Origin of the sequence: Natronomonas halophila (genome assembly GCF_013391085.1) — an archaeon.
GTDB classification, from domain to species: Archaea; Halobacteriota; Halobacteria; order Halobacteriales; family Haloarculaceae; genus Natronomonas; species Natronomonas halophila.
The window spans coordinates 757,148-778,403 of the sequence record NZ_CP058334.1 but is presented as its reverse complement, the minus strand read 5'-3'; the positions used below and the strand labels follow the sequence as shown (position 1 = coordinate 778,403).

Sequence of the window (21,256 nt, the reverse complement as noted above, 5' to 3'; positions counted from 1 at the left end):
GTCAGTCCCCCGCGCTCGCGCTGGCATCTTCGGTTCCCGCAACGCGCGTGCGGCGACGAATCTCCTCGATGGCGTTGCCGACATCGGCGCCGGCATCCGCCGCCCGTTCGAGGACGACGTCGGCCATCAGCGCCTCGGTGCCGACGGCGCCCGCATACCAGATGCGGTGGCCGTCGACCTCCGCGGGCGTGTCCCAGCCTTTCCGGTAGTCGTCGGTCAGGCCCATGTCCTCGGGGATGTCCTCCTGTGTGTGGTAGCCGTCGGCGACGAACAGCGGGACGATGATGACGTCCTCGGCCTCGAAGAAGTCGGTCACGTCGTCGATTTCGGGGTCCTCGTCCATGAACAGCGCCTTCACCTCGTCGAAGCGGTCCCGTTCGGCGACGCGTTCGGCGTGGTACTCGATGGCCTTCGCGGAGTTCTCGTTGCGCTCGGTGCCGTGGCCGACGACGGCGAGGCCGAAGCCGTCCCCTACGTCGGGGTCGCCGGTAACCGTCTCCGCGCGGCGGACGATGACGTCGGTCATCGCGTCGTGGGTACCGACCGGCCCGCAGTAGTGGACCGTCTTTGCGACGTCGTCGGCTTCCAGCGTCGCGTGGGTGGCGCTCGTACCGTCCGAATCCCATTCCTCGACGTCCCAGTCGTCGAGGCGGAGTTCCCGGGGGATGACCTCCTCGGTGAAGTATCCCTCCGAGATGAACAGCGGGACGACGTACACTTCGTCGCTCTCGAGGGTTCGCAGGACCTCGCGGAACGACGGTTCCTCCTTCCAGAACGCGGTTTCGACCTCGTCGAAGACGCCGGCCTCGCGGATGGTGTCGGCGTGCTCGTAGGTCGGGGTACTCGCGTCCGGGTTCAGATGCGACCCGTGGGCGACGATGACGAGCGCCTGCATACCTCTACTGTGGGCAACTGCGGGCTTATGACCTTCGGGACCCGCTGTCGCTTGCTGGATTCTCGCGGGGTTTCGGGCGCTATGCCCCGCAGTCGCACGGCGAACGGAATCGACAACCCTTAAAACCGCGGCGACACTCGTGTCGTGTATGGCTGGAACTATCGAAGTGCTCGTCCCCGGCGGGCAGGCCGACCCCGGGCCGCCGCTCGGCCCCGAACTCGGCCCGACGCCCGTGGACGTGCAGGCGGTTGTCAACGAAATCAACGAGCAGACGGAAGCCTTCGACGGCACCGAAGTCCCCGTGACCGTCGAATACGAGGACGACGGCTCCTTCGAAATCGAGGTCGGTGTCCCGCCGACGGCCGCCCTCATCAAGGACGAACTCGGCTTCGAGACGGGTTCGGGCGAACCTCAGGAGGACTTCGTCGCCGACATGTCCGTCGAACAGCTCAAGAAAATCGCCGAGCAGAAGCTCCCGGACCTGCTCGCCTACGACGCCCGCGGCGCCTCCAAAGAGGTCGCCGGTACGTGTGTCTCCCTCGGTGTCACCATCGAAGGCGAGGACGCCCGTACCTACAAGCAGCGGCTCGAAGACGGCGAGTACGACGACACCTTCGCCGAGGCTGAAGCGGCAGCGTAAACCGGTTCGATTTTCGGTGCGTTTCTCGCGTTCTTTTTACTCCTCGCAGGCGTAGCATCGTGTGTGGCAAACGGCGAGCCAGTCGACAGCGGCGTCGCAATCCCAACTGACAAGCCGATACTGCTGTTCGACGGCGTTTGCAACCTCTGTAACGGCTTCGTTCAGTGGGTCATCGAGCGGGACCCCGAGGCACGCTTCCGGTTCGCGGCGCTGCAGTCCGAGGCCGGCCAGCAGTTGCTGGAACGGCATGGCTTGCCGACCGAACGCTTCGAGACGTTCGTGCTCATCGAGGGCGAGGATTACTATACGAAGTCGACCGCCGCGCTTCGGATGCTGAAGCGGCTCGGGTTCCCGTATTCGCTCCTCTATCCCTTCGTCGCCGTTCCGCGCTCGATTCGCGACCGGGTTTACGAGTTCGTGGCGGCCAACCGCTACGACTGGTTCGGCCAGCGGGACCGATGTCTGGTGCCGCCGTCGGACCTCGAAGACCGATTTATCGACGGCGACGCGCGGTGAAACCCGGTTCGGACACCGCTGGTTCGACGGCCTTAAGTGCGTCATCCCCGTCGTTTCGCACGAGACAGGCGCAGCCTGTTTCACACCGTAGTAGCCCTTGTGGCTGCAACTACGGAGGTGAACGATGGCAAATTCGATAGAGGACGCAGTAAATCGCGCACTCGAGGAGGCCCCTGAGCGGAATTTCCGTGAAACGGTCGACCTCGCGATTAACCTGCGCGACATAGACCTAGACGACCCCAACAACCGTGTAGACGAGAGTATCGTCCTACCTGCGGGTACGGGCCAGGACACGCGTATCGTCGTGTTCGCCGAAGGTGAAACGGCCCTCCAGGCCGAGGACGTTGCTGACGACGTGCTTGACAGCGACGACCTTGAAGACCTCGGCGACGACGATGACGCGGCGAAAGACCTCGCTGAAGAGACGGACTTCTTCATCGCGGAAGAGAACATGATGCAGGACATCGGTCGCTACCTCGGTACCGTGCTCGGTCCCCGAGGGAAGATGCCGACCCCGCTGGACCCCGACGACGACGTCGTCGAGACGGTCAACCGCATGAAGAACACCGTTCAGGTCCGTTCCCGTGACCGACGTACGTTCCACACGCGCGTCGGTGCCGAGGACATGGACGCCGAGAACATTTCCGACAACATCGACGTCATTCTGCGTCGGCTGTTCACGGACCTCGAGAAGGGGCCGCAGAACATCGACGCCGTCTACGTGAAGACGACGATGGGGCCGGCCGTGGAGGTGCCCGCATGAGCGCCGAAGCCGAATCCGAACGCAAAACCGAAACGATTCCGCAGTGGAAGCGTGAGGAAGTCGACGACCTCATCGAGTTCGTCGAGCGATACGATTCGGTCGGCGTCGTCGACATCGCCGGCATCCCGAGCCGCCAACTGCAGGACATGCGCCGTGGCCTGCACGGTACCGCAGCCCTGCGCGTCTCGCGGAACACGCTCGTGGTTCGTGCCCTCGAAGAGGTCGACGACGGCCTCGAAGACCTGACCGAACACGTTTCCGGACAGGTCGGACTCATCGGCACGAACGACAACCCCTTCGGGCTCTACCAGCAGCTCGAGGAATCCAAGACCCCCGCGCCTATCGGCGCCGGTGAGGTCGCGCCCAACGACATCGTCATCCCCGAGGGTGACACGGGCGTCGACCCGGGTCCGTTCGTCGGCGACCTCCAGGCCGTCGGTGCGAACGCTCGCATCGAAGAGGGCTCCATCCAGGTGATGGAGGACTCGAAGGTTCTGGACGCTGGCGAGGAGGTCTCCCAGGACCTCGCGAACGTCCTCAGCGAACTCGGCATCGAGCCGAAAGAGGTCGGCCTCGACCTGCGTGGCGTGTTCTCCGACGGCGTGCTGTTCGCGCCCGAGGAACTCGCCATCGACGTCGAGGAGTACCGCGCGGACATCGAGTCCGCCGCGGCCGCAGCCCGGAACCTCGCGGTCAACTCCGAGTACCCGACTTCACGGACGGTCCCCTCGCTGCTGGCGAAGGCAGCGGGCGAGGCCAAGTCCGTCGGTCTCTCGGCGTCCGTCGAGAGCCCGGACCTCGCGGACGACCTCGTCTCGACGGCTGACGCGCAGGTTCGCGCGCTGGCCGCGCAAATCGACGACGAGGAGGCGCTCCCCGAGGAGCTCCGCGGCGTCGAGGCGCCCGCAGCAGAGGCGGAAGCCGAATCCGAGGCGTCCGACGAGGAGGACGAGGACGCAGAAGCAGAATCGAGCGACGAAGAAGCAGCGGAAGCCGAGGAAGGCGCCGACGACGAGGAAGAAGACGGCGGCGACGCTCTCGGCGACATGTTCGGGTGATACATCATGGAATACGTTTACGCAGCACTTATCCTGCACGAGACTGGCGAAGAGATCAACGAAGACAAGCTGACGGGCGTCCTTGAGGCGGCCGGTGTCGACGTCGAGGAATCCCGCGTCAAGGCGCTCGTCGCCGCGCTGGAGGACGTTGACGTCGAAGAGGCCATCGAGACGGCCGCGGCCGCACCCGCGGGCGGCGCCGCTGCTGGCGGCGCTGCTTCCGGTGCTGCCGACGAAGAGGCCGAGGCCGACGAGGCCGAGGAAGAAGCCGAAGAAGAAGCCGAAGCCGACGAAGAGGAAGACGGCGACGACGAGGACGGCGGCGAGGGCCTCGGCGAACTGTTCGGCTAAACTGGCCAACAGCAACCTTCTCTATTTATCGACCGGATAGCCGCAGCGCCGTCGTTCGCGCCGCCGACCGAGCGCGGATTTAAGTACGAACACGCGGCCACCCACTCGCGATGGAGGTGGCCCTCGCGCCCCGAAGCACGCTGACAGCGCTGGCGTTCGTCGCCGGAGGTATCGCGCTGGGAACGGCCAGCGGACTGATTCCGGGGCTTCACGCGAACAATATGGCGCTGCTGTTGGCCGGCATCGCGCCGTCGGTACCGGGACCGCCGCTGTCGGTGGGGATGGCGATGTTGTCGGCCGGCGTGGTCCACACGTTCCTCGAAATCGTGCCGACGCTGGCGCTGGGCGTCCCCGACCCGGCGATGGCCGTCGCGGCACTTCCGGGCCACCGACTCGTCCTCGAAGGGCGGGGGCGGGAGGCGCTCCGCCTGTCGGCGCTGGGTAGTGGCATCGCCGTTCTGCTTGCGGTCCCGCTCGCGGTTCCGGTCACACGGACGATGGTCTCGTTGTGGCCGCTGGTGCGGGCGAACCTCTCCGTCGTCCTGCTGGCCCTCGTCGGCGTCCTTCTCTTGACCGAACGGGACTTCGTCTCGATGGCCGTCGGGGCCTTCGCCTTCGTCACGAGCGCGATGCTCGGGATTGCGACGCTGGACCTCTCACCGGATGCCCCGCTTGCGGCCGGGGGCGTGCTCGCACCGCTTTTCGCTGGCCTGTTCGGCGCGCCCGTACTCATCGACGCCATCGGCGGCGAAGGAGTCCCACCGCAGGACGACCCTGCCGTCGCCGTCTCGAAACTCGGAATGACTGGCTTGTCGGGGCTCGGAACCGTCGCCGGTGCTATCGTCGGCTACGTGCCCGCCGTCTCCAGTGCCGTTGCCGCGACGCTGTCCCTGCTCGCGGTGCCGGGCCGCTACGGCGCCCGGGGATTCGTCGTGACGACGTCCGGGGTCAACACTGCGAACACGATTTTCGCCCTCTTCGCGCTGGTCGCACTCGGTGCGCCACGAACCGGCGTGCTCGTCGCCGTCGAGGAGGCGAGCGTGCCGCTTTCGGTCCCGCACCTGCTCGCCGCGGTGGCTCTCGCTGCGGTAGTCGGGTTCTGTCTCGTGGTGACCCTCGGTGACCGGTACCTCCGGGTGGTCGGTCGCATCGACCCGACGCGACTATCGGTCACCGTGCTGGTCGGCCTCGGCGCTATCGGGTATCTGTTCGCGGGTCCCGTCGGTATCGGGTGTTATATCGCAGCGGCGGTAATCGGGCTGGTCCCCGCCCGGTTTCACGCTCGGCGCGTCCACCTGATGGGGGTGCTCATCGGGCCGATATTACTCGGATGAGGAATTCGTCGGATGCTGGATACCCGCGAGAAGCGTGTCGACGCGGGATTCCTCGTCGATATCGCGCGGGTGGACCGCGGCACAGATGACGAAGTCGCCCTCGTTTTGGATACGGCAGATATGGATGTTGATATCGACGTTCTGGCCGTTCGTCTGGGCCTCCGCGTCGTATTTCGAGACGGTGGTTTCGGTATCGCCGACCGTCGTGGTTCGGTCGCCGACGCTTTCGATGTTCCGAACGTTGTCGTACTGCTGTTGGACCCGTTCGGCGAGTTCGTCGTTATCCATGTCAGCGACGGGGTTCATCGCCTGCCCGGCGATATCGACTTCCGGGGTGGCGACTGCCGTAAAGCGGGCGAGTTCGCCGCTGACACCCAGGCCGGTATTGACCGTCCGGGAGTATTCCGCGAGGGAGTTGACGACGCGAACCGTTCGACCAGCCGGTAGTTCCCGCTCGACGGTGTTCTCCGTGACTTCGACCTCCTCGTAGTCGGTCTCGGAGCGGGCCGATTCGGAGACGGTCGCCGTCTGGGCCTCGAACTCGGCTTCCCCGTCGACCACGAGGCTCGTACAGCCAGCGAACAGCGCCATCGGAATACCTGCCAGTAGCGCGCGACGTTTCATGCCGATTCATACCCATCGGGCGCCCATAAGTTACGTGGCCATCGCTCGGCACCTCTCACTTAATATGCCGGTATTACCCCGCGTCAAGATTTAGCACGGCGGTTTCGATGAGTCGGTATCCGTGTCCCGTCCTACCCGACGAACGGTGCTTCGTGGAGCCGGTGCCGGACTACTTCCCCTCGCGATAGGTGGGGGTGCCGCCGCCCCCGTCGGCGACGCGGTCGACGCCGCCGCCCGAACCGCCCCCAGCGTCTTCGGCGAAGTCGGCCGGCGAATCGACACGCTCCGCTATCCGCTGGTCGGCGTCCCCGCGGTTCAGGAACCGAACGAGACACTGCGGGTCGAACTCGATGCCGACGTCGAGTCGGTATCGGCGACACTTGTTCCTTCCTTCGGTACCGCGAAACCGGAGACGGACCTACGGTTGGAATCCCTGTCCGACGGCCGAAAACCGAGCAATATCTGGGTTCGAACCGGCGAGGAATACACCGTCGCCGAGTTCGAGATTCCGAGTCTCGACCGGCGGTTCACCGAGGGGATGTACGACCTCCGCGTGACCGTCGACGGCGAAGTCGACGGCCAACCACTGGCGGTGAGCATCCACGAATCGTTCCCCGACGAACCGGATGTCGCCATTATGGGCGACCCCCATGTGGGCGACCCGCGGCCGTTTCAGGATGGCGGACGGGAATCGGTTGAGGAGCGGGGTCCCGAACCGTTCCTGTTTCGCTATCGGGAGACGTTCGGGACCGGCACCGAGGAGGACCGCTGGGGCGCCTTCCAGCGGGCCAACGCCGAAGTGAACGCCTCCGACCCCGATATCGTGCTCGTCATCGGCGACCTCGCTTTCGGGTCGCCGGGCTACTATCAGGAATACGAGGATGCCTACCGGGTTCTGAACCAGATTGACGCCCCCACGTTCGTGACGCTGGGCAACCACGACGGCTACATCTCGCCGGGCGCGGGCATCGACGGCAAGAAACTCTGGCGGCGCTACTTCGCGCCGTGGCACTACAGCGTCGATATTCGGCCCGATTTCCATCTCCTCTCGATGGATTCCTACGACTGGCCGGCGCTGGACCGCATCGCGCCGTCGGCAGTGCCCTCGACGTGGGGCGGACAGGTCCGCAACGAGCAGTTCGCGTGGGTCGCCGAGGACCTCCGCTCGTGGCGGGCCGAAAACGACGGCACCATCCTGACGCTCTCGCATCACAACCCCTCGTGGCGACAGACCGAGGGCGGGGAGGTGACCCGGACGACCGATGGAATCCCGGCCGCAGAGCAGGTCGGCCGCGGCGCCGAAGGGTCCGGTGGCGGCTGGCTCGGCAAGAACCGCGAGGCGATACGAACGCTCCTCCGGGATGTGGGCGTCTCGCTGCACGTCTCCGGCCACGCCCACCGGGACCGCATCGCCCGCAACGACGGGGCGGACAACATCGCTGCGACGACAGGGACCGGCCTCGAATACGTCGACCCCGACGGCAACCCGGTTGAGGGCGACGCCGAAGCCGTCCTCGCGGAGGGCGACGGGACGCTGTTCGTCGAGGCGACGACCGCAGCCTCAGGAACGACCCAGTACTGGGGCTGGCGGACCGTCCCGCTCGCACGGGACGGGAGCCGCGTCGACCCGCGAACGTTCGGCTATCCGGCGACAGACGGGTTCCTGAGCGGGCGGGCGCTTGAACCGGGTCTCTGGAGTGCGACGAACGCCGACCTCGGACTCTACTCGATGCCGTCCTATCGTTTCGATGCGTCGTTCGTCGAGCGGTCCGCCGAGCGGACGGTCGTTCGGCTCGAAAACGACCTCGCGCGCGAGTTCGAAGGCGCGGTGACGGTCCCGCTCGGCGCCTGTCCCGGCGTGCGCGTCGATGGGGGCGAAAAGCGCTGGCAGCGCATCGATGGCGACCGGCAGGACGTTCGTGTAGCCTTCTCGGTTCCCGCCGGCGAGACCCACGATATAATAGTCGCGTGTGCTTCGGCCACCGTTGCCGGTAAGCAGCACTAACCGCCCGGTAGTGGCCGGTTCAGGGTTTCTTCCACGCGTACTATTAGTGGTTCATTACCAGTAATTTATATGCCATGACGTCCACCAGCAGGTATGGAAGATTCGCAGGAGGCGGACAAATGAGCTCACAGGGCGGTTCCGACGCGACGTTACAGAGCCTGATAGGCGAACTGAACGGCATCAACCAGTCGGATTCCTCGTCGGACCCGGCGGTTCGGACCGAAACCGTCGTTCAGGATGCGTCCACTGACCTCTTCGATGACGGAACGCCGACCATCGACGACGGACTGGTAAAGGAATCCCTACCGGAACTGCTCATGCTGCTTGTCGGCCTCCGCGAGGGCGACACCCACGGCAAGGGCGTCATGGAGGACCTCAACCGCTTCTTCGGTGCACAACTGAGTCCGGGGACGGTCTACCCGCTGCTTCACGACCTCGAAGAGGAAGGCTTCCTCGAGATGCGCGAACTGGTCCAGACCAAGGAGTACGCCATCGACGACGCCGACGCCGTTCGCGACGAACTCCGCGAGGCGATGACCCAGCATCTCGCCCTCGGTATGGTGTTCCACCGAGCCCTCGACGAGTTCGACGCCGACGACGAATAACGACTCCTCGCTTTTCGGTCGACTTACTCCGCTGAGCGGTTGGTGTTTCTGCCGTTCGTGTCGGCCTTTCCGCGGTCACGGTTCCGGAGTGCCTCGATAGCCCCGCCACAGTCAGCGAACTGCTCGGCGCGGGCCGCGATGTCCGCGGGCGGGTACGCCTCCAGCGCGGCGAGATAAAAGAGGGTCTGCTCCCAGGTGTGGGGTTGGGCGTTGATGGAGACGACCTCGTTGTCGTCAACCATCCAGAACTCGCCGATGATACCCGACTGCCGGGCGTGTTCGTGGGCGACCCAATCGATGCCCTCACGGACTTGCGCGAGTTTCTCTTCATCGTCCTTCCAGGCCTTCGCGAGGACGACGAGCGATTTCAGTTCGTAGCCACCGAAGGCGCCATCACTGTCTGGTTTCGGCTGGTCGAACGTCTCGGAGACGCCCTCCCACATGATGTCGAGGTGGCTCTGCATCCGGTCGCTGTCGAAGTCCTTGAAACAGACGGGCCAGGCGACGGGCGCGTAAATCCCGGGGAACGGCGAAACGGGGATGCCGCCCGGACGTGGGACGTCGGGGTCCTTGCGGTAGGCGCCGTCAGTATAGAGTTCGCGGTCGATGGCGGCGCCGAGTTCGGTCTTTCGGGCGGCAAACCGGGCGGCGTCCTCGGCGTTGTCGAGTTCGTTCGCCGCAGCCACCGCACAATCCAACGCCAGCCACACCGGCGCGGCGCCGACGATGGTCTGGGTGTAGGCCGCATTGTCGTCCTCGTGGGCACGTCCCTGCAGGCCGTTTTCGGGGTCACGGTATTCGACGAAGAAGTCCGCTGCTGCTTGAATAGCCGGATAGACGTCTTCGAGATACTCGCGGTCGCCGGTGGCCTCGTAGTGGTCCCACAGCGTCCAGACCGTGAAACCGGTCTGGTCGATTTCCCACGGCACGGGGCCGCCGACGGCGCCGTCGGCGTAGTAGTTCATCGCCCAGTTGCCGGGCGGCGTCTTGGGGTCCTGGAGATTGGGGTCGCCGGCCCGCTGCTGGAGGCCGGCGTACCAGCGGTTGTGCGTGTCGACGACGTCGTGGAGGCCGATGAGGTCCAGTGCGTGGTTGAAGAAGGCGCCGTCGCGGGGCCAGTCCTCGCCGTAGGGCGGCTGGGTCGCGATGGAGGCGACGATGGCGCCCGTTTCGCGGTCGGCGTTCGTGATGAGCGTCACAAGCGCGCGGTTACAGACCGTCCGGACGCGCTGGTCGTCGGTGTTCGGCATCGGCGCGTCGGCGAGGAAGTCGGCGAACCACTCGCGTTTGGCGTCGATGACCGAGTCGATGGCCCGGTCCTGTTCCGTTCGGAGGGCTTCGGTGGCCTCGCTGGCGGTTTCGCCGGCCGCGAGCGTCACCGTCTCGGTCGCCCCACCATCGGAGAGGTCGAGATCCGTTAGGAGGCTGGCGGTGACCTGACCGACGTACTGGTCGTTGCCGGGGAACGTGCCCTCGCTGGCAGCGTCGTAGGCGTCACGGGTTGGACCTGCGTCGGCGGGCGCGGCCGCCGGGTCGTGGGCGTCGCCGCCGACCTGATGTCCTGCCGAGTCGCCGTCGAAGCCCAGCGCGAGGTTGACCTGTGTCCGTTCACCGGTCGAATCATCGACGCCCTCTCCCTCGACGAAGACGGCGTCCGCGTCGGCGTCGTAGCGGCCGAGGCCGTCGTTGGTCTCCTCGAAACACCAGTCCTGCGTCGGGTTGCCGACGTGCTTGGTCGTCACGGGATTGACGTTCGCGAAGGCGACGAGGCCGACCGATTCGGGACCGTCGGCAGCCCGTTCGACCGTGACTCCGCGGACGAAGGTGTCGGCGTCCGAAGCGACGACTGAGCGCACCCGGACGGTCAGTCCGAGTTCGTCGTCGCGGTGGACTGTTTCGATGCTGTCCGAGCGGTCTTTCTCGTAGCGTTGTTCCGTGTCCATCTCGCGGAGCCACGTCGTTTCATCGCCCGTATGGATGCCGAGGAACATTCCCTCGTTGGCGTTGACGCCCCACCGAGGTTCGTCGCGGGAAGTAGTGTGGTATTTGACATGGTCGTAGAAGGACGGCGAGGGCCACTTGCAGACGGTGACCGTGCCCTCGTCGTTGAGCGCGACCGACAGGCCCCGGTTGCCCGATTGGGCATCGATATCGGTCGGCCCGTAGAGTTCGGGGTCTTCCTGTGGTTTGACACAGGCGGTCGATTTCACGAGGGCGTTCTCGATGCCCGGGTCACGGTTTCGGAGTTCGTCGATAGCGTCCTCGACGGGGTTCGCGCTGGCCTGGTTCACGAGTGCGGGAGCGACGCCGGCCGCCCCGGCCGCCCGAAGGATTGCTCGACGTGATAGTTCGTCTGGCATATCCGGTGATGCATCTCCCCACGTTTAGGATTTCTACCACAAGTTTACTGTTTATTATAAGCGAGCGGCCTCAACGCGGTCGAAGTGTCGAAACCAAAGACAGACCGCTACAGTCGATAGGTCGGCCCGTCGTCGGTGTCCTGTACCTCGACGCCGAGGGCTTCGAGGTCGTCACGGAGGTCGTCGGCCCGCTCGTAGTTGCCCGCCTCGCGTTCGGCCTCGCGGACGTCGAGGACGAGTCCGACCAGTTCCTCGGCGAGGGTGGCTTCGCCTTCGGCGGTCCCCGAGAAGTCGAAGCCGAGAACGTCCTCGCCGAACGCCTCGAAGGCCTCGACGGCCGCTCGCAGGCCGCGGTAGTCGTGGTCGTCGGTCTCGTCGAGGTGGGTGTGGACCGCCGCCGCGAGGTTGAAGAGCGCGGCGATGGCCTCGCGGGTGTTGAAGTCGTCGTTCATCGCTTCGGTGAACTCCGCGCGGACTTGCGGAACGACCTCCCGGAGTTCGGATTCGACCTTCGTGTGGGCGTCGGGGGAATCGACGGCCTCGGCGGCGCGGTCGTAGGCGTTTTCGAGGCGGTCCCAGCGTTCCAGGGCCTCCTCGATGGCCTCCTCGCTGTAGGTCTGGGTGGAGTTATACGAAGCCGACAGGAAGAACATCCGCAGCGGGTTCGTCCCGAAGCGGTCGACGGCCTCGCCGACGGGGATGAAGTTCCCGAGACTGGAGGACATCTTCTCCTCGCCCATCTCGAAGAGGTCCGCGTGAAGCCAGTAGCGGGCGAACTCCTGGCCGGTCGCGGCCTCGCTCTGGGCGATTTCGTTCTCGTGGTGCGGGAAAACCAAGTCGCGGCCACCCATGTGGATGTCGATGGTGTCGTCGAGGTGGGTCATCGACATCGCCGAACACTCGATGTGCCAGCCCGGCCGCCCCTCGCCCCACGGGGAATCCCACGTCGTCCCTTCGGGGGTATCGGCCTCGTACTCGCCCTCGTCGTCGCGGTGTTCGTGGACTGCCTCCTCGGAGACGCCGCCGGCCTTCCAGAGGGCGAAGTCGGAAGGGTGGCGCTTTTCGGCGCGTTCCTCGTCCGGCCCTTGGGCTTCGACCTCGTCGAGTTCCTGATTCGAGAGTTTGCCGTAGTCGGGGAACTCGGTCACGTCGAAGTAGACTGACCCCTCCGACTCGTAGGCGTAGCCCTTCTCGATGAGCGTCTCGATGAGGTCGATGATTTCGGGGACGTGCTCGGAGACGCGGGGATAGACCTCCGCACGCTTGAGGTTGAGCGACCGCATGTCGGTCAGCAGTTGGTCGATGAAGTGGCGGGCGACGTCGTTCTCGCTGTCGCCGAGGGTATCGTCGTCGACTCGCTCGCCGATGCGGGCGACGATTTTTTCGTTGACGTCGGTGATGTTCTCGACGTGGCGGACGCCGTAGCCGAGGTGCTCCAGCCAGCGGTGAATTACATCGACGTGTGTCCACGTGCGCGCGTGCCCGAGATGTGGGTAATCGGAGACGGTCAACCCACAGTAGTACAGTAAGACATCGTCGGGGTCGGCCGGCTCGAACTCTTCACGCTCGCCCGAGAGGGTGTTCAGCACGCGGAGCGTCATTAGTCGAAGGCTCGCCCGCGGACGGTTTCAATCCGTCGCTTACAGGGCGTCCTCGACCGCTCGGACGGCGTTGGCGCCCGCACGACGGCCGACGACGACCGTCAGCGTTCCCCCGGAAGCGCCGGCGGCTTCGACCTCGACGTCGGCGGTTCGAAGCCGACCCAACACGTCCGCGAGCGCGTTCGCATCGACGTCGCCCTCGGCGACGACTGCGGTGTAGTCCCCGCCGTCAGCGGTGAAGGCGATTTCGCCGATTTGTAGCAGTGCACTGGATGTGGACTCGCCTTCCTCGTCGACGGCACCGACGCCGGATTTCATCGAAACGCTGGCGCGGCGGTTCGGTTCCTCGTAGTCCGCCAGTTCCTCGGCGTAGCGTCGGAGCGCGGCGGCGACGGCTTCCTGCTCGCCGACGTCGAGAAAGCGAGCGGCGGCGGTGTAGTTGACGACGCCGGCCCGGAGGGCGGTTTCGAGGAACGGCCGTTCCCGGACGGCCTCGCGAGTGTCGGCAGCGACGGTCATATCCGGTGGTCGGCGGAGGACGACAAGCAACTGTCGATTGCGGAGGCGGCTTTTTGCCCACGCCGGCCGAGAGGCCGCCATGGACGGCATCGTCTTCTTCCGGACCGAGCGCCTCGAGGAGGTAGTCGAGTTCTACACCGAGGCTGTCGGTGCCGAGGTATGGCTCGAACAGTCCGATTGTACCATCCTCGCCGCCGGGGACTTCCGGTTCGGCTTCTGTGACCGGGAGGAAGCCGAGACGGACGGTATCCTGACGTTCGTCGTCGACTCCCGCGAGCGGGTGGACCTGCTCTACGACCAGTTACATACCGTCGCGGACGACGAACCACGATACAACGAGACCTACGAGATTTACCAGTTCTTCGCGGCGGACCCTGAGGGACGGACGGTCGAGGTGCAGGTGTTCGAACACGAAACCGGAGACTGAGTGGTTGCCGAACGGACTACGGCAGGGAGACGCCGTTCCGAACGAGAAAGTCGTTGACGTCTTTGATGACGACGGGACTGCCGATGATACGGGCGACCCCGCCTTCCTCGTGGACGGTTACCGTAAACTCCGCTTCGAGTTCGCAGCGAAGCCCATCCAGCGCGTCCAGCGGCAGAACGATCTGGGTGCTGTCGCGGAGACTAGATGGGTCGACCATCACCGGTTCGTTTCTTGTATCCGGATATTAAACTATTGAAAGGCGCTAACTCCCTCCCCTCAGGGAACCGTTCGAGAGGACGAAGTTCTCCTGTGATCACGAGAATCGGAGATATTCGGATGACAACGCAGGGTGTTTAGCACCCAAGCCGCGCAGTGCGGAAGGGATACAGCGCCTTACGGTTCTCAAGGCCTGCGAAGTTCAGTCCACCGTCCACCACCTTGATGTTCATTTATTGTCAACATACTGTTGATGCATAGGTTTGAAAACAAAGGCGAAGAAGTAGTGCCCGAATCGGACAAGTAAACCATGCAGTATAACTACAAGTATCGACTCAACCCAACAGAAAACTTGGCAGAGACGCTTCTATACCATGTCGATACTTGTAGGCAACTGTACAATCACGTTCTCTACCTGATCAATGAATCCGAAGACACTCCCGCACGCTACGAGGTACAGGGACGACTCCCAGAGCTCAAGAAGTGGTGGGACGACCTTGGAGATATCCATTCAAAAGTGTTGCAGATGGTCGTCAAGCGCGTCTACGACAACCTCTCTACACTAAAAGCCCAGAAAGAGAGTGGACGTGCCGTGGGGATGCTTAAGTGGAAACGCCCTCGGGACTATCGATCGCTCACCTACAACCAGTCCGGCTTCAAACTCAAGAATACGAGTGGGCGGCCTGTGTTGTGGTTGAGCAAAATTGGGGAGATCCCGATTCATCTCCACCGCGACATTCCCGAAAACTCGACCATCAAACAAGTCACGGTCAAACGGGAACCCACAGGGGAATGGTTCGCTACATTCGGTATCGAGGTGGACGAAGACATCCCCGCGAAACCGGAGACTCCCGAGACGGTCGTCGGTATCGATGTAGGGATTCTCAAGTACGCCCACGACACTGATGGATTCGCCATCGAACCCCCCGATTTCAATGAAGAACGTGACCGGCTCGAACGCGCCAAACGCAACCTCTCACGGAAAGAACACAATTCCAAAAATTGGGAGAAACAGCGGAAGATCGTGGCTCGACGGCACGCTGCCTTGAAGCGGAAGCGCCGAGACTTCCTGCATAAACTCTCGAACTACTACGCCACGAAGTACGACTTGGTGGCTGTCGAAGACTTGGAAGCAAAAAGATTGGTCGAACAGCCCGGTAACTCCCGGAACCGAGCAGGCGCAGCGTGGGGAATGTTTCTTCGAATGCTGGAATACAAATGCGAGCGTGAGGGAACACACCTCGTAGCGGTTGACCCGAAGAACACGACGAAGGAATGTGCGTCCTGTGGTGTCAAGACGGCTAAGCCGCTGTGGGTTCGTAAACACTCGTGTCCCTCGTGCGGTTTCAAGGCGGACAGGGACGCGAACGCGGCGTGGAATATTCTTTCCCGCGGCCTCGAAGAACTAGGTGTGGTTCACTCCGAATCTACGCCTGTGGAGACTGCGTTCCCTGTGGATACGCACGTATCTGCAAAGCGCGTCATTGAAACAGGAAGCCCCATCCTCCAAGAGCGAACGGCGCACGCTGAGGGTGAGTAATGTGGGGTAGTTCACACTGTTGAAACCCCTCCCAAGGGTGATGTGTTGGCCCCTGACAGCCCCTATGCGTTGAGCACGAAGAGGCCGAACAGGCCGGCGGCGATGAGGAGGCCGCTGACCGCCCGCAGGCCGTAGCCGAACAGCGTCGAGAAGACGAAATGGAAGACGCCGACGAACGTGAGGCCGACGCAGGCGAGCGTGTAGGCGAGTTTCTTCTTGTCCTCCATACCGCGATTCGGGGACGGCCGCTGTTAATCCCGCCGTTCCCGGCGAGGGCTTCGGAGACGCCCAACCGAACGGCTTTTTCGGTGGCAGTGTCTTCGGCCATACAATGGGGCTCGAAGAGGAGATCGAGGAGCTCGAAGAGGAAATCGCCAATACGCCCTACAACAAGTCGACCGAACAGCACATCGGCCGTCTGAAGGCCAAACTCTCCGAGAAGAAGGAGGAACTGGAACGGCGACAGTCCTCCGGTGGCGGCAGCGGCGGCTACGCCGTCGAAAAACACGGCGACGCCACCGTCGCGCTGGTCGGCTTTCCCTCCGTCGGCAAATCGACGCTCCTCAACGCCCTCACGAACGCCGAAAGCGAGGTCGGCTCCTACGAGTTCACGACGCTGGACGTCAACCCCGGCATGCTCGATTATCAGGGCGCGAACATCCAACTCCTCGACGTGCCCGGCCTCATCGAGGGTGCCGCCGAGAACCGTGGTGGCGGGCAAGCCGTCCTCTCGGTCGTCCGGACCGCCGACCTCGTGTTGTTCGTCCTTTCGGCGTTCGAAATCGACCAGTACGAACGCCTCTCGGAGGAACTCTACAAGAACAAGGTCCGCCTCGACCAAGAGCCCGTGCAGGTCAACATCCGCAAAAAGCACAAGGGCGGCATCAACCTCACCACCTCCGACCAGGTGAGCCTTGACGACGAGACCATCATGAGCGTCCTCCGCGAGTACGAGTTCATCAATGCCGACGTCACCATCCGCGAGGACCTCACCATCGACCAGTTGGTCGACGCCCTGCAGGACAACCGCGAGTACCTCCCCTCGATGGTCGCGGTCAACAAGGTCGACCTCATCGAGCCCAGTTACGTCGACACGGTCAAGGAAAACCTCCGGGAGCACGATATCGACCCCGAGGAGGCCGTCTTCATCAGCGCCGAGAAGGAGAAAGGTCTCGACTCGCTGAAGGAAAGCATCTGGGAGCGGCTCGGGCTCATCCGCATCTACATGGACAAGCCCGGCCGCGGCGTCGACAAGGACGAACCGCTCATCCTCACCGAGGAGGACAACACCGTCGACGACGCCATCGACAAACTCGGCGGGAGCTTCGACGAACGGTTCCGCTTTGCCCGGGTGACCGGCCCGAGCGCCAAACACGACGAACAGCAGGTCGGCCGCGACCACGAACTGCAGGACGAGGACATCCTGCGTATCGTCGCCCGGAAATAACGTGCGCCCCGAAGTTTCATCGACGCGTCGTATTCTTGTGGTCTGTCTGCTCGGATTGCTGCCGTGGACAGTTATCGTCGCTGGCCGCGAGACCTCGTTCGTTTTCGCGTTCGGCCTGGTTAACACCAACCCGTTCCATCTCACGGACCTTTATTCGTATCTCTTCGTCTATACTGCCGGCCTTCCCCGACGTCTTCAGGCGTGGCCGGCCGGCGTTCTTCTCTACGCGGGCGCGCTTGCGTCAGCCCTGACGGGTCTGGTGGATCGTGAGGACCCACGGCTTACCGGCGGTCTGCTCTTCTTCACCGGTATCTCCCACGCACAGGTGGCCGTCGGTCTGTATCGCGCCTATGGGTTCGGCTCCGGTGTCGTCGTACTCCCGGTGGGCGCCGTGGCGACATGGATAGTCATCTGGTGGGTCTACTGGCCAGCGATGAAGAAACGTGGACTCGGGTCGCTGGAGTAGGCGGGCCGTTCACAGCTTCGTTCGGATTTGTTCGTATCACGGTCGGTTGTTCGAGGGCACGTTGGATGTTCATAATCAGATTCAAGCCCGCTACCTTTCGAAAATAGGGTTATGAACTGAATTTTCACTCTTCATAGCTAGTTACTGGTCCGGAAGATTACCACTGTGAGTAGGCCGAACAAGCAACTAGTCGCGTAGCACCTCTGTAATTCGAACTCCCTATAGAGCCCGTCTATCGGCGTTTTGAACGCGTTAAGAATCCGTGACTGGTCGAAAACCTGACTGTCGCCCCTCTGTTCGTAGGACGATTTATCCTTCATAATTGGCCGCCCTCGTGCGGTTTTGATTCCCAGTAATATATGAGATGGTGACTTAGGGATTTGTCATCGACCTAATCGGCTGTATTCCCGTAATACAGCGCTATGTGATTCCGTTCTCGTATCGAGTTTGGACTGTTCGTCTCCGTTTTCCTAATTGGATTTTCAGCACGGGAGACGCCTACCTTTCGGACGTTGAGCCGATTATGAAGATTTGTGGTGGGTTGAGACGTCGCTGGTCGATTACGGCCGGCGACCAGATATGGGGCGTCTATCTCTGGCATTTAAGTACTAGTTCGGGGTGTCAGACATGTGTGGTACAGAGTACCAAATCGCCGCTACAGCCGGAATATGGCCGCGTCATACGTTGTCAACATCCGTGCACCCCCACAAAGCATTTATAGTGTCCAATAGTTGTTCATGACGTACCCCTACCCATGGTGACAGTACTGAGTACCGATGTGGGCGGAATGAAGTGCCCCACCGTGTACGACGTACGGTCGCCGATGCAGACTAAAGACAAACTATGACAGACAATAATAATAGCAAGCTGCGCGCGGTATTCCTTGCAGCGCTGATGGTCCTGTGGGTCTTCGCAGGAACCATGGCGTTCGCAGGGAGTGCTGCTGCTACAGCTAATGCAGCGCAATTCAGCCCATCACCGGATACAGCCGGTGACGACGCTCAGTTAGATGCATCGATAACAGAACAAGGCGGAGAACCTAGTGTCGATTCGATGAGTATCGACTTCAGTAGCGACAGTAACTTTGACAACGGGTTTAAGTCGGACATTAGCAGCTCCGACGTTAGCCTCTCCACCTCCGGTGGAAGCGCGAGTTCGAGTTCTGTCAGTTCCGTTGAACGGAGCAACGGTGGTGACAGCCTCTTTGTCAGCCTCAATAATTCCTTCGACCCGGCTGATGGAGAAACTGTAACCCTCACGATCCAGAGCTCCGGTTGGCAGAACCCGAGTGATTCCAGCAACACCTACGATGGTGTCATCCAGTTCAATCCGCAATCCGGCGGTGCGCAGGATACTGGCACGCTAACGCTCACGCGTGGTGAAACCGAAGCCGCGAACGAAGCTAACGCCGATGCGTCCTGGGACTCCGGTACGACCCGCTGGCAGGGTCAGGAGCTCGTCTTTGATGCTAGCTCCACCACGGGTCAGGATCTCTCGAATTTCCAGATTCGAGAATGGGACGACACTGCGTCGACCTTTAGTGCTGCCGTTGGCGACCTTGAGACGGAATTTAGCGTCGATAGTAGCACCCGCACTCGTGTGATCTCGACGGACAACTTCGAGGGCAACTACGTCATTACCGCTGCGAACTCGGCTAACAGTTCACAGCGCGAAGCTGTAATAACTGATAACACCGGTGCTGTGATCGACACGGCTCACAACACCAGTGCCAGCCCCGAAGTCGAATTCGCACTTCAGGACATGAGCGCCGAATTCGCCGACGACACGGTCGAACTCGGCGATTCCATCGATCTTGAAGTTGACTCCAACCGTAACAACTACAACCTCAACATCTCGTCGGACAACCTCACGCAGGATCAGCTTGAGGACGTCTTCAGTTCGGAAAGCCCCACGCCGGTGGGTGACGACACAATCGAGATTACCGGTATCGATAGCGAGGTTGCGCTCAACGCCACATTCCTCGAAGAATACGACATCGAGGAAGGCGACGAGTTCACACTTGATCTCGAAGCGACTGACACGACCGCGACCGCTAACGCTACGGTCTCCGTCGGCCAAGCGGCCGACGCAACTGTCGAATTCGAGGAGACGCAGATCAACGAACACCGCGGTGACATCGTCACCATCTCCGCGACGTCCGAAGAACTCGATCGGTACAATCTCACGTTCGGCGGCGAGGACGTGAACTACAACGCGAGCTTCGAAGTCCAGCCGAACGATGATGATGAGGTCGTACTCAACATCAACACGTACTGGCTCGGTCGGACCACCAACGAGAGCAAGCTCTACAGCGTTGATGAAGGCAGCGTTGCGAACTTCAGCCAGAGTAGAGCTGACCTCAATTACGTCCTGGGCGACGCGCTCTACGACGTAATCGCAGAGCAGCACAGCGGTGACGCTGACACCCCCGAAGAATACAACGTTGCTGTTGTCAACCTCCAGCAGCGTGAGGACACCAGCGTTACTGTCCACACCGCTCCCTACGCTTCGTTCAACCAGCTCACTGAAGTTGAGGATATCAACGAAGCTGCTAACGAAGGGAGTCTCACCGAGGACGACACCATTGCGGTCAAGGATCCCGACCGTGACTCCAGTCTGAACTTCAACGGTGACACCGTTGTCCACGAGATTGAAGTCTCCGGGTTCGAAGGGTCCTACGATACCATCAGTGACCTGGCAGCCCATCAGAATGCTGGGAACGTCAGCCTCTTCATCGAACAGGAAGATGCTGGCATCAACGCGGACCCCATCAATCTGACTCTCCCCGGTGCCGCCACTGGTGATGCGACTTCGATGGCCACGTCCAACACGCGTGTCGTTAGCGATCTCGAAAACGACACGCTGTACGTCATCGTCGACTCCGACGAATTCGTCGACGAGCAGAACGCGGAAATCAACGACGAGTTCACGGCCAACTTCACGGTCACCGAGGCGTACGAAAAGAAATTCGTCCGTAGCGGTGCCGAGGCAGAATCTGCCAACGGCAGCTACACTCTCGTTGACCGCGAGGCCTCGTTCGATACACGTGGTGGCGAGGTCCGCGTTTCGCCGACTGAGGAAGCCGAAATCACCGGCGAAACGACCGTCGCACCCGGTACGGAACTGACCGTCCGCGCCCGTGCAACCGGCGAAAGCCCGTTCCTCGAGACCGCAGACGCAACCGTTGACGCCGAGGGCAACTTCGTTGCCACGTTCGACTTCTCGGGCGTCAACTCGGGTCAGAACTTCACCGCCAGTATCCGTCGTCAGTCCTTCGAGGATGACGCCGAGACGCCTGGTGTCGTTGGTGAAGTCTCTGGCGCGTCCTTCCAGGTCTCCGACCTCTCGCTAAGCTCGACATCCGTCGAGGCCGGCGAGGACGTTGACGTGTCCGCAAATGTCACCAACAATGGTGACGTCGCAGGCAACCAGACTGTCTCGATCCTTGTCGACGACACGGAAGTCGACAGTCAGGAAGTCAGTCTGGACGTCAACGAGTCGACGACCGTCGAGTCGACTATCAGCACGTCCGACCTCTCCGGTGACGTCACCGTCGAGGTCGCCTCCGCTGACGACAGCGCCAGCACGACGCTGACTGTCGAGACCGAGGCGACGCCGACGGCGACGCCGTCCGAGGGTACTGCGACGCCTGAGCCCGGAACCGCCACTGAGACCACGTCCCAGGACCAGCCCGGCTTCGGTGCCGGCCTCGCCCTGATCGCGCTGCTCGGTGCCGCGCTCCTGGCTGCCCGTCGCAACGCGTTCTAACTAACCGGAACTCCGTTTCCGGTCCTTGCGATTGCGGTCTTCATTTTTTGACGCGCTACACACGAAGCGACGCGGCTGTCGATAGCAACGGAGTTCCTGCTTCGTCGCCGGCGGTTGTGTC

20 protein-coding genes and 1 pseudogene are annotated in these 21,256 nt (G+C 62.6%); 14 read left to right on the top strand and 7 right to left on the bottom strand.

Going from position 1 to position 21,256, the window contains the following annotated elements; translation table 11 throughout:
• Window position 1: 1 nt before the first annotated feature.
• Window positions 2-895 (bottom strand): CbiX/SirB N-terminal domain-containing protein, encoded by an 894-nt coding sequence (locus HWV23_RS04325; RefSeq protein WP_178289196.1) that lies wholly within the window; start codon window positions 893-895, stop codon window positions 2-4.
• 148 nt (window positions 896-1,043) lie between these two features.
• On the opposite strand from HWV23_RS04325, the gene HWV23_RS04320 reads away from it, so the two are divergent.
• The 6 genes from HWV23_RS04320 (at window position 1,044) to HWV23_RS04295 (ending at window position 5,557) form a co-directional block, all read left to right on the top strand.
• Entirely contained in the window at window positions 1,044-1,535 is a 492-nt protein-coding gene (locus HWV23_RS04320) for a 50S ribosomal protein L11 (protein WP_178289195.1), read from the top strand.
• Window positions 1,536-1,598: 63 nt separating this feature from the next.
• On the top strand, window positions 1,599-2,051 hold the full coding sequence (locus HWV23_RS04315) for a thiol-disulfide oxidoreductase DCC family protein (protein ID WP_178289194.1): 453 nt from the start codon (window positions 1,599-1,601) through the stop codon (window positions 2,049-2,051).
• A gap of 124 nt (window positions 2,052-2,175) precedes the next feature.
• Window positions 2,176-2,814, top strand: coding sequence for a 50S ribosomal protein L1 (locus HWV23_RS04310; protein WP_178289193.1), 639 nt, complete (start codon window positions 2,176-2,178; stop codon window positions 2,812-2,814).
• Window positions 2,811-3,872, top strand: a complete 1,062-nt coding sequence (locus tag HWV23_RS04305; RefSeq protein ID WP_178289192.1) for a 50S ribosomal protein L10 — start codon at window positions 2,811-2,813, stop codon at window positions 3,870-3,872. The genes HWV23_RS04310 and HWV23_RS04305 overlap by 4 nt, the downstream gene beginning before the upstream one ends.
• Window positions 3,873-3,878: 6 nt before the next feature.
• The gene (gene rpl12p / locus HWV23_RS04300; protein WP_178289191.1) at window positions 3,879-4,223 is read left to right on the top strand and encodes a 50S ribosomal protein P1; all 345 of its coding nucleotides are present in this window, start codon (window positions 3,879-3,881) and stop codon (window positions 4,221-4,223) included.
• 110 nt (window positions 4,224-4,333) lie between these two features.
• Entirely contained in the window at window positions 4,334-5,557 is a 1,224-nt protein-coding gene (locus tag HWV23_RS04295; protein ID WP_178289190.1) for a tripartite tricarboxylate transporter permease, read from the top strand.
• On the opposite strand, the gene HWV23_RS04290 is transcribed toward HWV23_RS04295, so the two are convergent.
• Window positions 5,546-6,181, bottom strand: coding sequence for a DUF6517 family protein (locus HWV23_RS04290; RefSeq protein WP_178289189.1), 636 nt, complete (start codon window positions 6,179-6,181; stop codon window positions 5,546-5,548). The two genes, HWV23_RS04295 and HWV23_RS04290, sit on opposite strands and share 12 nt — an antisense overlap.
• Before the next feature lie 145 nt (window positions 6,182-6,326).
• On the opposite strand from HWV23_RS04290, the gene HWV23_RS04285 reads away from it, so the two are divergent.
• Entirely contained in the window at window positions 6,327-8,186 is a 1,860-nt protein-coding gene (locus HWV23_RS04285; protein WP_178289188.1) for a metallophosphoesterase family protein, read from the top strand.
• A gap of 119 nt (window positions 8,187-8,305) precedes the next feature.
• A complete protein-coding gene (locus HWV23_RS04280) occupies window positions 8,306-8,791 on the top strand; it encodes a PadR family transcriptional regulator (protein WP_178289187.1) in 486 nt (161 codons plus the stop codon).
• Window positions 8,792-8,814: 23 nt separating this feature from the next.
• Here the strand turns inward: HWV23_RS04280 and HWV23_RS04275 are convergent, their stop codons facing one another.
• The 3 genes from HWV23_RS04275 to HWV23_RS04265 all read right to left on the bottom strand — a co-directional run bounded on the left by HWV23_RS04275 (window position 8,815) and on the right by HWV23_RS04265 (window position 13,271).
• Entirely contained in the window at window positions 8,815-11,151 is a 2,337-nt protein-coding gene (locus HWV23_RS04275) for a hypothetical protein (RefSeq protein ID WP_178289186.1), read from the bottom strand.
• A gap of 107 nt (window positions 11,152-11,258) precedes the next feature.
• Window positions 11,259-12,752: a cysteine--tRNA ligase gene (gene cysS, locus HWV23_RS04270; protein WP_178289185.1), complete on the bottom strand. Its 1,494-nt coding sequence runs from the start codon at window positions 12,750-12,752 to the stop codon at window positions 11,259-11,261.
• 39 nt (window positions 12,753-12,791) lie between these two features.
• Window positions 12,792-13,271 carry a DUF7523 family protein gene (locus HWV23_RS04265; RefSeq protein WP_178289184.1) on the bottom strand — a complete coding sequence of 160 codons (480 nt, stop codon included), beginning with the start codon at window positions 13,269-13,271 and terminating at the stop codon, window positions 12,792-12,794.
• A gap of 79 nt (window positions 13,272-13,350) precedes the next feature.
• Between HWV23_RS04265 and HWV23_RS04260 the strand changes: the two genes are divergently transcribed.
• Entirely contained in the window at window positions 13,351-13,698 is a 348-nt protein-coding gene (locus HWV23_RS04260; RefSeq protein WP_178289183.1) for a VOC family protein, read from the top strand.
• 16 nt (window positions 13,699-13,714) lie between these two features.
• Here HWV23_RS04260 and HWV23_RS04255 read toward each other — a convergent pair whose 3' ends face one another.
• On the bottom strand, window positions 13,715-13,915 hold the full coding sequence (locus HWV23_RS04255) for a VNG_1110C family protein (protein WP_178289182.1): 201 nt from the start codon (window positions 13,913-13,915) through the stop codon (window positions 13,715-13,717).
• Between the two features lie 309 nt (window positions 13,916-14,224).
• Between HWV23_RS04255 and HWV23_RS04250 the strand changes: the two genes are divergently transcribed.
• Complete coding sequence (locus tag HWV23_RS04250; RefSeq protein WP_178289181.1) at window positions 14,225-15,454, top strand: RNA-guided endonuclease InsQ/TnpB family protein; 1,230 nt, start codon at window positions 14,225-14,227, stop codon at window positions 15,452-15,454.
• Window positions 15,455-15,516: 62 nt separating this feature from the next.
• Here HWV23_RS04250 and HWV23_RS04245 read toward each other — a convergent pair whose 3' ends face one another.
• Window positions 15,517-15,681 (bottom strand): hypothetical protein, encoded by a 165-nt coding sequence (locus HWV23_RS04245; protein WP_178289180.1) that lies wholly within the window; start codon window positions 15,679-15,681, stop codon window positions 15,517-15,519.
• Between the two features lie 104 nt (window positions 15,682-15,785).
• Here HWV23_RS04245 and HWV23_RS04240 point away from each other — a divergent pair, with 104 nt between their 5' ends.
• The 4 genes and pseudogenes from HWV23_RS04240 (at window position 15,786) to HWV23_RS04225 (ending at window position 21,135) form a co-directional block, all read left to right on the top strand.
• The gene (locus tag HWV23_RS04240) at window positions 15,786-16,901 is read left to right on the top strand and encodes an OBG GTPase family GTP-binding protein (protein WP_178289179.1); all 1,116 of its coding nucleotides are present in this window, start codon (window positions 15,786-15,788) and stop codon (window positions 16,899-16,901) included.
• A gap of 37 nt (window positions 16,902-16,938) precedes the next feature.
• Window positions 16,939-17,367, top strand: coding sequence for a TIGR04206 family protein (locus HWV23_RS04235; protein WP_246282728.1), 429 nt, complete (start codon window positions 16,939-16,941; stop codon window positions 17,365-17,367).
• 843 nt (window positions 17,368-18,210) lie between these two features.
• Window positions 18,211-18,306, top strand: a pseudogene (locus HWV23_RS17250) (surface glycoprotein); the annotation flags it as partial.
• A 114-nt stretch (window positions 18,307-18,420) separates the two neighbouring features.
• Window positions 18,421-21,135, top strand: coding sequence for a BGTF surface domain-containing protein (locus tag HWV23_RS04225; protein WP_178288257.1), 2,715 nt, complete (start codon window positions 18,421-18,423; stop codon window positions 21,133-21,135).
• Window positions 21,136-21,256 lie beyond the last annotated feature (121 nt).